Origin of the sequence: Sphingopyxis sp. (genome assembly GCF_036675685.1) — a bacterium.
GTDB lineage: Bacteria > Pseudomonadota > Alphaproteobacteria > Sphingomonadales > Sphingomonadaceae > Sphingopyxis.
In genome coordinates this window covers 21,250-34,215 of sequence record NZ_JAKFEM010000042.1, presented here as the reverse complement: position 1 = coordinate 34,215, position 12,966 = coordinate 21,250, and the positions used below count along the sequence as shown (strand labels likewise).

The 12,966-nt window shown below is 62.6% G+C and carries 11 protein-coding genes; 10 read left to right on the top strand and 1 reads right to left on the bottom strand.

The window, feature by feature from the left end:
• Position 1 precedes the first annotated feature (1 nt).
• The 9 genes from V6M50_RS16345 (at position 2) to V6M50_RS16305 (ending at position 11,472) form a co-directional block, all read left to right on the top strand.
• Complete coding sequence (locus tag V6M50_RS16345; protein ID WP_332819641.1) at positions 2 to 706, top strand: peroxiredoxin; 705 nt, start codon at positions 2 to 4, stop codon at positions 704 to 706.
• A 446-nt stretch (positions 707 to 1,152) separates the two neighbouring features.
• Entirely contained in the window at positions 1,153 to 4,137 is a 2,985-nt protein-coding gene (locus tag V6M50_RS16340) for a TonB-dependent receptor domain-containing protein (RefSeq protein ID WP_332819640.1), read from the top strand.
• A 67-nt stretch (positions 4,138 to 4,204) separates the two neighbouring features.
• On the top strand, positions 4,205 to 5,500 hold the full coding sequence (locus V6M50_RS16335) for an FAD-dependent oxidoreductase (RefSeq protein WP_332819639.1): 1,296 nt from the start codon (positions 4,205 to 4,207) through the stop codon (positions 5,498 to 5,500).
• A 4-nt stretch (positions 5,501 to 5,504) separates the two neighbouring features.
• Complete coding sequence (locus tag V6M50_RS16330) at positions 5,505 to 6,881, top strand: MFS transporter (RefSeq protein ID WP_332819638.1); 1,377 nt, start codon at positions 5,505 to 5,507, stop codon at positions 6,879 to 6,881.
• Between the two features lie 16 nt (positions 6,882 to 6,897).
• Complete coding sequence (locus V6M50_RS16325; protein ID WP_332819637.1) at positions 6,898 to 8,565, top strand: dihydroxy-acid dehydratase; 1,668 nt, start codon at positions 6,898 to 6,900, stop codon at positions 8,563 to 8,565.
• A gap of 93 nt (positions 8,566 to 8,658) precedes the next feature.
• Entirely contained in the window at positions 8,659 to 9,273 is a 615-nt protein-coding gene (locus tag V6M50_RS16320; protein ID WP_332819636.1) for a MarR family winged helix-turn-helix transcriptional regulator, read from the top strand.
• Between the two features lie 68 nt (positions 9,274 to 9,341).
• A complete protein-coding gene (locus tag V6M50_RS16315) occupies positions 9,342 to 10,631 on the top strand; it encodes an aconitase X catalytic domain-containing protein (RefSeq protein ID WP_332819635.1) in 1,290 nt (429 codons plus the stop codon).
• The gene (locus tag V6M50_RS16310; RefSeq protein ID WP_332819634.1) at positions 10,598 to 11,071 is read left to right on the top strand and encodes an aconitase X swivel domain-containing protein; all 474 of its coding nucleotides are present in this window, start codon (positions 10,598 to 10,600) and stop codon (positions 11,069 to 11,071) included. The genes V6M50_RS16315 and V6M50_RS16310 overlap by 34 nt, the downstream gene beginning before the upstream one ends.
• Before the next feature lie 53 nt (positions 11,072 to 11,124).
• The gene (locus V6M50_RS16305; protein WP_332819633.1) at positions 11,125 to 11,472 is read left to right on the top strand and encodes a hypothetical protein; all 348 of its coding nucleotides are present in this window, start codon (positions 11,125 to 11,127) and stop codon (positions 11,470 to 11,472) included.
• A gap of 8 nt (positions 11,473 to 11,480) precedes the next feature.
• Here the strand turns inward: V6M50_RS16305 and V6M50_RS16300 are convergent, their stop codons facing one another.
• The gene (locus V6M50_RS16300) at positions 11,481 to 11,900 is read right to left on the bottom strand and encodes a MarR family winged helix-turn-helix transcriptional regulator (RefSeq protein ID WP_332819632.1); all 420 of its coding nucleotides are present in this window, start codon (positions 11,898 to 11,900) and stop codon (positions 11,481 to 11,483) included.
• A 77-nt stretch (positions 11,901 to 11,977) separates the two neighbouring features.
• Between V6M50_RS16300 and V6M50_RS16295 the strand changes: the two genes are divergently transcribed.
• A complete protein-coding gene (locus V6M50_RS16295; protein ID WP_332819631.1) occupies positions 11,978 to 12,961 on the top strand; it encodes an aldehyde dehydrogenase family protein in 984 nt (327 codons plus the stop codon).
• Positions 12,962 to 12,966: the final 5 nt, after the last annotated feature.

The window sequence follows — 12,966 nt, the reverse complement described above, 5'->3', positions numbered from 1 at the left end:
CTTGGCCGGTTGTGGCCACACCGCTTTTGAGGGCGCCCCCACGGAGCGGACGATCGATGTAGACGCCTTCATCCTTTTCCATCATCTTGAGACCCGGCTGCAACTTTTGCCGCGTGCAGACGAATATGGAATTGGAGGACCGCAGATGACGATCCAAAAGAAGATTGCGATGTCGTTTGGCCTTGGCCTGCTGCTGGCTGTCATTCCTGCTCAGGGTATCGCGGCGCTCCAGCAAGGTGCGAAGGCGCCCGACTTCACACTGAACGCCGCGCAGGGCGGCAAGCCCTTCAGCCTGTCGTTGAAGCAGACGCTGAAGAAAGGGCCGGTCGTGCTCTACTTCTTTCCCGCCGCCTTTACGCCCGGCTGCACGGTGGAAGCCCATCTTTTCGCCGAAGCGAGCAGCAGCTTCAACCGGCTGGGCGCACGCGTCGTTGGAGTAACCGCCGGCAACATCGATCGCGTCGCGGAGTTTTCCAGGTCGGAATGCCGCGACAAATTCGCCGTCGCAGCCGATCCGGGCGCCAAGGTCGCGGCGAAGTATGACACCGCCGTACAAGGCCCGGGCAAGACGATGATCTCCAGCCGGACGTCGTTCGTGATCGCACCGAACGGGACCATCCTGCTGAGCTACACCGATAGCAAGCCGCAGGCGCATATCGAAAAGACGATGGCTGCGGTTCGCGCCTGGAAGGCCAAGCACCGCTAATCCGCGTTTACCGAACGACTGCCTTCAGGGCAGGCCCATCGTTTTTCGAACGACCGAGTTGGGGCGTGAAGCGGTCATCTGGACGATATTCGCCGCGCTCGCGTCGGATCGCGTCGCGCGCGATCAGCGCCAAGGAGTAGCAGCAACTCCGCCATCGGTATCCCCGCCTCCTGCCCGCTCAAAATCGCGATCATCTGCTCTTCGTTGAGCCCGCTTCGCTTCATTCCATCCGCCTCCATCCCGTCGGACTCTACTCAAATCCGGTCGCATTTTCCGGGGAGCTCATCGGTTCCCTTGATTGCGGCAGGCCTCTCGAAATTCTCTTTTTTTCCCGCGTGTTACGAGCCAATTTCGTAGATGTTTCAGAGCATAGAATAAATGGTAGCTTTCTATATAAAATTAGATATAGATACCTTACTACTAATTGGCGGCGCGAGATCGTCCAAATGGGAGAGAGAAGGATGAAAGTGGGGAATTTCGGTCGATCGGCCATGGGCCAGGGCGCGAGTCGGTTTGCCCTGGGCGCAGCATTTGTCGCGTCGCTTTGGGCCATTCCAGCCTGGGCGCAGGAGGCTGCGCCCGCAACAGCCGAGCCGCAGGATGACGGCACTGCGGAAGAAGACGCGGCCATCGTGGTGACCGGGTCGCGACTTGCGACAGGATTCAACGCGCCAACGCCGGTGTCCGTGATCGGCGCCGACCGATTGGAGGCGAGAGGGTCGAGCAATATCGGCGACGCGCTGAACGAGCTTCCCTCCTTCCGAGCCACCCAGACGCCCGCGTCGTCCGGCCTCAGTGCCGCCGCGGGTTATGTCGGGGGCCGCATCCTCGACTTGCGTGGGCTCGGCTCGGTTCGCACCCTCACTTTGGTCGACGGCAAGCGCTTCGTGCCTTCCACCACCCAATCGACCGTCGACACCAACATGATCCCGTCCATCCTGCTGTCGCGCGCCGAGGTCGTCACCGGCGGCGCGTCCGCAGTCTATGGCTCCGATGCCGTTGCGGGCGTCGTCAACCTGATCCTCAACGAAAAACTTGAGGGCTTTCGCGTGACCGCGCAGCAAGGAATTTCGAAATATGGCGATAATTCCACGACGCAGCTCGGTGCGGCCGCGGGCTTCAAACTTGGTAGCAACGCGAACCTCGTCGTTGGCGGCGAATATGAAAAAAGCCGCGGCGTTGGCGGCTGCCCGGAGCGTGACTGGTGCCGGGAAGAGTGGTTGAACTGGGGTCGCAACCCCGGCCTGACAAGCCTTCCGGCGAACAATATCCTCTCGAATGTCATTCCATGGACGGCCAATTATAACGGCGTCACCACGCCGCCGAACGCGGCCTATGCCGGTCGACTATTGCCCGCTCTCCGCCCGATCGACGGTATCACGTTCAACAATGACGGCACGCCCCGCCGCTTCCAGTTCGGAACCATGGCAAACAATCTCTACCAGGTCGGCGGAGAGAGCAACGGCGACGGCGAAAACATCTATTTCAAGGGCTTGTACATCGTCTCGCCGACCGAGCGCTATTCGACGATGGCGAACCTGAGCTGGGAGCCGAGCGACGGCCTCAAGATTGGCCTGAACGCCAGTTACGGCCATCTCACGGGTCGCCATCGCGGCGTCGCCTATCGCAACACCGCGATCACCATCATGGCGGACAATGCGTTCCTGCCCCGGTCGGCTGATCCAACGCTGGATATCCCGACAGTGCTTGCCGCGAGCGGCCTGACATCCTTCACCCTGGGCAAGGGCTTCGACGATGTCGGCCAGGCGGACATCCGCATCAGGAACAATGTCTATCGCGCGGTCGCGTCGGTCGAATATGACATCGGCGGCGGCTGGGACTTCGACGCCTATTATCAGTTCGGCCTCAACAAGTTCCGCAGCGATACGACAAATGGCAGCATCGCAGCGCGCGTGCTGAAGGCCGTGGACGCGGTGCGCAATAGCTCGGGGCAGATCGTGTGCCGCGTGAATGCCGACGCGGTCGCCACCAACGACGATGCGGCCTGCGTTCCGCTCAATCCGTTCGGCTATGCCAATGGCCCAACCTTTGCGGCGGCGCGCGATTATGTCACGGAAAATGGTTTCCAGACCAACAAGACGACCGAGCACGTGCTGGCCGCCAACGTGCGGGGCGAGCTGTTCGATTTGCCCGGCGGCCCCGTGGCGGTTGCGGTCGGCGGTGAATTCCGGAGCGACAAGGTCAACGGCGTCGCCGATCCCCTTTCGCTCGCCAACCAGTTCTTCTCGGGCAACGGTTCCCTCATCTCCGGCAAGATCGATGTGACCGAGGGATATGCCGAAACCGAAATCCCCTTGCTCAGGGACACGCCGTTCTTCCACGAGCTGGGTCTGAGCGGCGCGGTGCGCCGGACACATTACAAGCGATCGAGCGACTTCCAGCCGAGCTCGACGGTCAATGTCACAACCTGGAAGGTCGGCGGCGTTTGGGCGCCGGCGGAATTTATCCGCTTTCGCGCCACGCGTTCGCGGGACATTCGCGCGCCCAACGTATCCGAACTGTTCGGCCCCACGCTCCGCGTGCAGGGAATCCTGACCGATCCCGCGCGCGGCGGCCTCCAGGTTGTAGCCCCGATCACGCTCGGGTCCAACGGCAGCCTTATCCCGGAAAAGGCGGATACTTTCACCGTCGGCGTGGTGTTGCAGCCCCGCGGCGGCTTCCTCGGCCGCTTCCGCGCCTCGATCGACTATTATGACATCAAGATCGACGACGCGATCAGCACGCTCGGACAGCAGAATATCGTCACCCGCTGTTTCCAGGGAGACACGCTCAGCTGCTCGCTGATCACGCGCGATCCGGCCAATACCGACGGCGATGGCAATGTCGGCAACAATCCGATCATCAACATCGTCGATACGTTCCAGAACGTGAACAAGCTGATCAGCAGGGGCGTCGACGCCGAATTGAGCTACCGTCAGCCATTGGGCGGACTGGGCGAACTCGATACCCGCGTTCTGGTGTCCTATGTGAAAGACCTGATCACGGTGGACGCGATCGGACCCACCCAGCGTGCCGGGCAGACGGGCCTGCGCGCCGGGACGCCACCGGGAATTCCGGACTGGACGGTCGATCTGCTGGCAACGTGGAAATATAATGACAGCTTCTCGCTTACCGGACACGTCCGTTACATCGATTCCGGCTTTTACAACGCGGCGTTCATCGGCGCGGAGCAAGATGGCTATGCCATCACTTTGCCCAACAGCTCCAACACGAACCGGGTTCCGTCCAAGACTTATGTCGACCTGCTCGCGACGTACAAGGCGAACGACGTTTTCACCTTCTATGCCGGTGCGGACAATATCTTCAATGTCGATCCGCCGCGGGTTCCCGGTGCGAACGGCACCGGCAACAACGTCATCTTCAACCCGGTCGGTCAGACCTTCAAGGCCGGCGTGCGACTGAATTTCTGATGGCCTCCCCTGGGCCGTGCCCGCGAACAGGCGCTGCCCATTTTTCCAGCTAATATAAGGATAGTTCATGCTCGACCGCCCCTTCGACCCGGAAACACGCATCGTTTCGCGCAAGGACCAGCCTCCGGTCCTGGAGCGCTCGTGCGATATCTGTGTCGTCGGGTCCGGCGCATCGGGGGCGTCCGCCGCGATAGAGGCGGCGCGCGCCGGCAACAGCGTGATCCTGGTCGACGGCCTTCCGTCGCTCGGCGGTCAGGCGGTCAATTCGATCATCGGCATGTTTTGCGGGCTCTTCACACCCGGACCGGAGGGAACCCAGCTTACGCATGGCATTGCCGACGACATCATCCATGATCTCGGCGCCACGGGTGACGCGCATATCATCGCAGGCGGGGTGATGAAGACCGTCATGTACAACGAAGTCGCGCTCGGTCGCTGGGTGGAAAATGCAATCCTGAAAGCCGGCGTCCAGCCGCTGACCGGGGCGATCATCCGCGCCGTGAACATGGAGGGACGCCGCGTCGCATCGCTCGACATCGCCACGCGTCATGGCGATGTGCGGATCACCGCCAACGGTTTTATCGATGCATCGGGCGACGCCGCGATCACCTGGCAGGCGGGGCTCGATTGCCGTGTCCAGAAGACCGGCCAGATCTATGGGTCGCAGATGCTGATTATCGAGGACTTCGACGACAGCAAAAAGCCCGATTGGGATACGATGGCCGCCCGCATTGCGGAAAAGGGCGAGAAATACGGCATGATGCGGCGCGATGGTTTCGCCGCGACATTCCCTGGCCGCAATGTCGCGATGGTCAATATGACGCATATCGAAACCCCGCTCGATCCGTTCGACGCCGCCGCCAAGCAGATCGACGGCAAGGAGCAGGCGGATCGCACGCTCGTCTTCCTCCAGAACGAATTTCCCGAAGCGTTCGGCACAGCAAAGATCCGCGCCTATGGCCTGCCCGGCATTCGCCAGACACGCTGGATCGTCGGTACGCACCATCTGACCACCGAAGAAGTGCGTGGGGCGAAGAAATTCGACGATGCGATCGCACGATGCTCATGGCCGCTGGAGCAGCATCACAACCAGGAGGGCTATGTCTGGGAGGTGTTCGGGCCGGACCACGTCCATACTGTGCCACTGGGGTCGCTGACGGTGGCGGGCGCGGACAATCTGGTTGCAGTGGGGCGCTGCATCGACGCGGACTCGACCGCGCTTTCGTCGGTCCGCGTCATGGGACCGTGCATTGCGATGGGTGCGGCCGCCGCGCATGCCTTGACGCTTGCCGGATCGGGCAGCGTGCATCAGATCGACATGGCGGCGCTCAAGAACCGCCTGAGAGACAATCTGGAGGGTTAGGATTATGGCGAGCGCCCCGCGCACCATCGACATCGCAACGTTCATCGACGGGCGCAAGCTGGGGCCGTTCAACTATAAGCTGATCATCCTCTCGTGGCTGATCACCGTGTTCGACGGCTTCGACATGATGATGATCAGCTTCACGGCGCCCTACATGCGCGACGAGCTGGGCCTCGACAAGATCATGCTCGGCAATGTCTTTTCCTCCGGGCTGTTCGGCATGATGCTGGGGGGCTTCGCCTTCGCCTATATCGGGGACCGGATCGGGCGGCGGCGGACGATCATCTCTGCGGCGTTCGCCTTCGGTGTCCTGACGACGGCAACCGCATTCGCGCAAAGCTATGAGGCGCTGCTGGTGCTGCGCTTTCTCGACGGCTTTGCGATCGGGGGGATGTTGCCGCTCGCCTGGGCCTTGAACATCGAATATGTCCCCAACCGGATGCGCTCGACCGTGGTGACGATCATCATGGTCGGCTACAGCCTTGGCACGGCGCTGGCGGGCCCGGTGACCGTCTGGTTGGCGCCCCAATATGGCTGGGAAGCGGTTTTCATTTTCGGCGGCGTCGGCACATTGCTGTGTGCCGTCGCATTGCTTTGGGGTCTGCCGGAGTCGGTGCGTTTCCTCGCGAGCAAGGGAATAAAGCCCGACCTCATTGCATCGACGCTCAACAAGGTCGATCCCGCGCTGGGTGCAACCGCGGCAGAGGATTTTACCGTAAGCGACGAGATCAAGGTGAAGGGCGAGTTCAGCGTGAGCAAGCTGTTCCTGGGCGATCTCAAATGGCTGACGCCGTTCCTTTGGCTCGCTTATATCGCCAGCACGCTCGCGGTCTATTTCAAGGCGAACTGGGGTCCGATCGTCTATGAGGACCTGAATTTCGATCGATCGACGGCCGCCTATGTATCGTCCTTCGGCGGCATTCTGGGCGCCGTCTTCGGGCTGCTGCTGATGCGCTTCACGGACAAGAAAGGACCGTTTGCGGTCGCGGTCTATCCGTTGCTGGCGCTTCCCTTCCTGCTGCTGGTCGGGCTGGTGCCGATGTCGCAGAATATATTCCTCGTCATCTCGCTGATTGCGACCAGTTTTGTGGGCGGCGCGCATTTCGGCATCCTCTCGATCGCGGGGATCTATTATCCGAGCGCCATCCGCGCGAACGGCGCCGGCTGGGCGACATCCATCGCGAAGATAGGCGGCATCTCCGGCCCGATCATTGGCGCCCTTGTTCTCTCCAGCGGATTGCCGATTGTACGCAGTTACGCGATCCTGGCGATCTGCCCGGCTGTGCTGGCAGCGTGCGCGATCGGGATCGGCCTGATCGTCCGTCGCCGCGGATCGGCCGTCCCGGACAGTCCGGTCCCGAGCGCGGTCCCGGCATCTTAACCAGGAAAGTATTTTCATGACCCTCCGCAGCCTTGCCTTCAATTCCCCTGTTCGCCGCGCCCATTGGCGCGCGCTCGGCCTGACCGAGGCGGACATGCTCAAGCCCAAAATCGCCGTGGTGAATTCGTCCTCCGAGCTCGCGATCTGCTTCTCGCATCTCGACGGCGTGGCAAAGGTGGTGAAGGAAGCGATCCGCGCCGCGGGCGGCATTCCGTTCGAGGTGCGGACCACCGCGCCTTCGGATTTCATCACCGGCGCCGGCAAATCGGGCAGCTATATTCTTGCCGCCCGCGATCTCGTCACCAATGACATCGAGGCGCAGGTCGAAGCCGCGATGCTTGACGGCATGGCTTGCCTGACGTCCTGCGACAAGACACCGCCGGGCCATCTGATGGCGGCCATGCGGCTCGACATACCGACCCTGCTTGTGATCGGCGGGTATCAGGCGTCGGGGATGATCGGCGACGACCATGTCGATATCGAGGATCTCTTTTCCGGTGGCGTCGGGGCCGCGCTTGGCAAGCCGGGCAAGCACAGCATGGATGCAATGGCCGAACAGGCGATCCGCGGCCCCGGCGTGTGCGCGGGCATGGCGACGGCGAATACCATGCATTGCGTGGTCGAGGCGCTTGGCATGTGCATGCCGGGGTCCGCGCCGGTTCGCGCCAATAGCGACAAGATGTTCGCTGCCGCCAGCGCGGCAGGCGCGCGCATCGTCGAAATGGTCGGCGAAGGGCTGACGCCGAGACAGGTCATGACTGAGGGCGCGTTCCGCAACGCAGCGGCCATGGTGCTGGGCGTCTCGGGATCGATCAACGCGATCAAGCATTTGCAGGCGACCGCAACCGAGGGGAAGACCGGCTTCGACATCTTCGCGATCTGGGAAGAAATGGGGCAAAAGATACCGACCCTTGCGGCGGTTCGTCCCAATGGCCCGGTTCGCATCGAAAAGTTCGAGGATGCCGGCGGCGCGCGCGCGATGCTGAAGCAACTGGCCCCGCTCATCGATACCACGGTGATCACCTGCACCGGCAAGACGCTGGGCGAAGACCTGGCCGATGTCGTGGTGGCGGACGCGGACATCATCCGTCCGCTCGACAATCCGATCTCCGAAGGTCCATCGATCGCCATCCTCAAGGGCTCGCTGTCCCCGGAAAGTTCCGTGGTCAAACTCGGCATACGCGACGGATCCCGCCCCGAAGCCTTCGACGGCACCGCACGCGTGTTCACGGACACCGCGACGGCGATGAAGGCGATCGCAGACGGCGAGCTGAAAAAAGGCGATGTGCTCGTGCTGCACGGTCAGGGATTGAAAGGCGGGCCGGCGATGGGCGGCGGCGCTTCGATCGTGCTGTTCGCGATCGATGCGGCGGGCCTTGCGAAGGATGTCGCGTTCGTTACCGACGGCCAGCTTTCGGGGCTGTGCCTCAAAGGGCTGACGATAGCCGAAGTCTCGCCCGAAGGTGCGGCGGGCGGTCCCATCGGCAAGGTGCGAAACGGGGACAGGATCGTGATCGATGTGGCAGAGCGCCGGCTGGACCTCGATGTGCCGAACGAAGAACTCGCACGCCGGTCGGCGCCGGGCAACGTCTACCCTGTTCCCGCGGACGGCTATCTCGGCATCTATCGCCGCGACGTGCAATCGATGGCGTCGGGCGCGGTCCTGACCGATCTCGATGCCTGACGCGCCCCACGCCTCTGCCTTGTCTTCCGAACGGGATGGGCGCTATGAATCGGATATGCGAGGGAAGAATTGTCATCGCCGGTCGATAGCTGCATGAGCGCGAAGGGACGCAACGGCCCGCGATCGGAGCAGAAGCGCGGCCCCAAAGCCGCGCCCGAACGCGACGTGCTGGCCGAACAGGCTCGCCGCGCGACCGCGCCATTTGGCGGATACCCCCTTGACGAGGCCGAGCGTCACCTGATCAGCTATCACAGCCAGTTCGAAGAGGGCACGGACGACGATATCTATTTCCGCACCACGCGGGCGATCGTCGTCGCGGCGCGGCGCTGGCGGAAGATTGCCAACGATCGCGTCAAAGGCCTGGGCCAGACAATGGCGCGTTGGGAAACGCTGTTCCTTGTTGCGTTTTCCGGCGACGAACTGACGCAGGGCGAACTCGCGCGCCTGATCAGCGTCGAAGGGCCGACGATGGTGCGAATGCTCGATACGCTGGCGCAGGACGGCCTCATCGAACGCCAGCAAAGCGAAGCCGATCGCCGTGTCACCGTCAACAAGGTTACGCCAAAGGGTAAAAAGGTGATCCGCGAAATCATGAGCGTAACCAACGGTCTGCGTACCGAGCTTCTGCACGACATTGAGCCCGACAAGCTGGAAATCACGATCGGGGTCATGTCGCAGATTCTGCGCCGCCTTGACGAAATGCGCTGATGCGCTGGCTTGCAAGGACCGGATTCCAACATGATATGTAGCTTTCTATCTAATAAGGAACATTCCCCATGGTGACCCTGACCCGCGAAGAGCAGGCGATGCTTGACGGCGAACAAGGTGCCGCCGTGGCAAAAGCAATGGAGTTGCTGATCCGCTACGCCGATGCCTTGGGCGCCGAGCGTTTCGTCGAGACCAACAATGTTGCCGGCGTGCCGGGATCGGCGCCTCCCTGGCTCAAAAATTACTACAAGGACGATGGCGGGGACTATCGTGCGGTGTTCTCCAGATTCGATCTCGACGCCGACGAGGTGGTCGATGTGCCGCGAATGAACGCATATTCCTGCCATCTGCAGGGTGGCATGGATCCGGAGCTTTGGGCGGAACAGGGCATGACGCAGGAGGCGCATGATAATTTCATGTCCGACGAACGCGAGACGGCAGCGCACGGCATCCAGATTCTCAAAACCTGCACGCCCTACATCGCAGGCAATGTGCCGGTGATGGGCGAGCATTGTGCGTGGATGGAAAGCTCGGCTGTCGTGTTTTGCAATTCGGTGATCGGCGGGCGCACGAACTGCGAAGGCCGTGAATCGACAAGCGCCGCCATGCTGGCCAAGCGCATCCCCGATTGGGGATTCCATCGCGACCACTATCGCCTTGGCCAGCACAGCGTGAAGGTTGAGGTGCCGATCGAGGATGTGTTCGATTGGGGCATGCTCGGCTATTTCGTCGGAGATGTGGTGCAGGACACGATTCCGGTGATCGCCGGCTCAATCGCAAAGCCGAGCTTGATCCGTCACAAGCATTTCGGGGCGGCGGCCGCCTCCTCGGGCGGAGTGGAAATGTACCATATGGTTGGCATCACCCCGGAAGCTTCCAGCGTGGAGCGCGCCTTTGGCGGCGCGGCGAAAGGCGAAACCTTTGTCTATGATGCGGCAGCCCGCAAGCGCATCTACGAGACGCTGAACAGCGTGGGGCAGAGCGAGGATGTTGACTATGTCATGCTCGGTTGCCCGCATTATTCGATCGAGCAGATCGCCCATGCCGCCCATCTGATCGAAGGGCGCAACGTCCACGCCAACAGCGCACTGTGGGTCTTCACCAGCCGTGCGGTCAAGGCAACCGCCGACGCCAATGGCTATACGAAGACGTTGCAGGACGCCGGCGCCTATCTGATGACCGACACCTGTTCGGCGATCAGCCAGGCGATCCCGCCTGGAACGAAAGTTGCCGCCCTCGATAGCGCCAAGCAGGTCCATTACCTCCCCGCCATGATGGGAATCGAAGGCTGGTACGGGACAACCGGGGAGTGCATCGACGCCGCTTGCACGGGGAAGTGGAAGGGGCGGCTGCAATGAGCGCGGACACACTTGCGAAGCCCGACATCGTCCTGACCGGTCGCGTTGTGGTCGGCGGAGTGGCGGAGGGCGAAGCGCTGGTCACGCGCGAGACCATCTCCGGCTGGGGCGGCGTGCACGCGATGACCGGCACCATCATCGAAAGCCGCCACGAGTTGAAGGGCCAAAGCTTCGCCGGCAAGATTCTTGTATTCCCGGGCGCAAAAGGATCGTCGGGCTGGTCGTCGATCTTTCACATGGCCCGGCTTGCCGGGGTGGCGCCAAAAGCGATGCTGTTCAACGTGACGACCACCAAGGTAGCGCTCGGCGCGGTCGTGATGCGCGTGCCGAGCATCACGGATCTCGACCGCGATCCGCTTGACCTCATCGAAACCGGAGACTGGGTTCGCGTGGACGGCAATGCGGGAAGAGTCGAGATATGGAAAGCCTCAAAAACGTGATGAATTCGCCCCGGGTCCGGAACGGATAGCAACGCAGGTGGCGGCGATCAGGTGTGCCGTCCCACGGGGATCATCGTGCCCTGGATGACGGCGACCTGCCGCACTGTTCCCAAGCCGTCCTCGGTCACCTGATCGCGACAACGGAAATCGACGAGACCCAGTTCGAACGCGCCACCGCGCTGATTCGCACCCGGCTGGAAGGCCTGTACTTGCCTCCTGACGAGGCGGTGCAGTTGCCGTCGGCCGTCCAGGCGCTGATGACTGGATGGTCGACCTTCGCCCATGTGCCTTACGCCCGCCTGCTGGCCGAATTGTTCGACCTCGATTCGATTGCGCTGAAAAGCCTCGACGCGCTGATCGCGGGATGGCCGTATCGCGAAACCCCAGCCGCCACGGATTAGGTCAGGCCCTAGCCGCGCTCGCCCCAAAGATGGCGCAGGATCGGCACCAGATGAGGCTGGAGTTCCACCGGCACGCGCTCGACCAACCTCGCCTCGAAGGCGTGTACGATCGCCCATGCCCGCTCCAGCATCCGATCCCCGGCGGGCGACAGCGACAGTGCCTGCGACCGCCCGTCGACCCGCTGGCGCAGCAGCCATCCCCGCCCTTCGATCCGGGCGATCAAGCCGACCATGTTGGCGCGCTGGATCCCCAGCATGCGCGCGGCGTCGCTTTGCGTGACGCCGGGGTTCGCGCCGATCAGTATCAGCAAGGATGCGTCGGTATGATTGACGTCGATCTCGGCCAGCCGCTGGTTCAGGTCCGCCAGCGCCGAAGCCGATGCGCGCCGCAATAAATAGCCGGGCAAGGCGGAAAGTGGATCCTGCATGATCGCTGCCTAGCAAATGCTATTGCTCATAGCAATCTACATCGTTATATATTATAGCAATCAAAGGAGAGGATCGGATGGAATTCGAGCGAATCAACCCGCTAACGGGAGGCATTGCATCAACCGCCGCAGCCATGCAGCCGTCCGATATTCCCGCCATCGCCGCGCGCGCCGCGGCCGCCTTTTCCGCCTGGGCCGCGATGGGTCCCAACGCCCGCCGCACCGTGCTGATGAAGGCCGCGACCGCGCTCGAGGCGCGCGCCGATGCTTTTGTCGAGGCGATGATGGGCGAAATCGGCGCTACGAAGGGTTGGGCGCTGTTCAACCTCGGCCTCGCCGCGTCGATGGTGCGCGAGGCGGCGGCACTGACCACGCAGATCGCAGGCGAAGTGATCCCGTCGGACAAGCCCGGCTGCCTCGCCATGGCGTTGAAGGAGCCGGTCGGCGTCATCCTCGGCATCGCACCATGGAATGCACCGATCATCCTCGGCGTGCGCGCCATCGCCGTCCCGCTCGCTTGCGGCAACAGCGTGATCCTGAAGGCCAGCGAAAGCTGCCCACGCACCCATGAACTGATCGTCGAGGCCTTTGCCGAGGGGGGATTTCCGGACGGGGTCGTCAACATCGTCACCAACGCGCCCGCCGATGCCGGCGAGGTCGTCGGCGCGCTGATCGATGCGCCCGAGGTCAAGCGGATCAACTTCACCGGCTCGACCGCGGTCGGCAAGATCATCGCCCGCCGCGCCGCCGGTCATCTGAAACCCTGCCTGCTCGAACTGGGCGGCAAGGCACCGCTGATCGTCCTCGCCAACGACAGCGCCTATGGTCTGTCGGCTGCCGTCTTCACCCGCGATACCGCGCGCGGCCTGGGCGTCGCGCGGCAGATCCGGTCGGGCATCTGCCATGTCAACGGCCCCACCGTGCACGACGAAGCGCAGATGCCCTTCGGCGGCGTCGGCGCATCGGGATATGGCCGCTTTGGCGGCAGGCAGGGCATCGACAGCTTTACCGAAACCCGCTGGATCACGATCGAGACCCAGCCGGGCCATTTCCCCATTTAATCGAA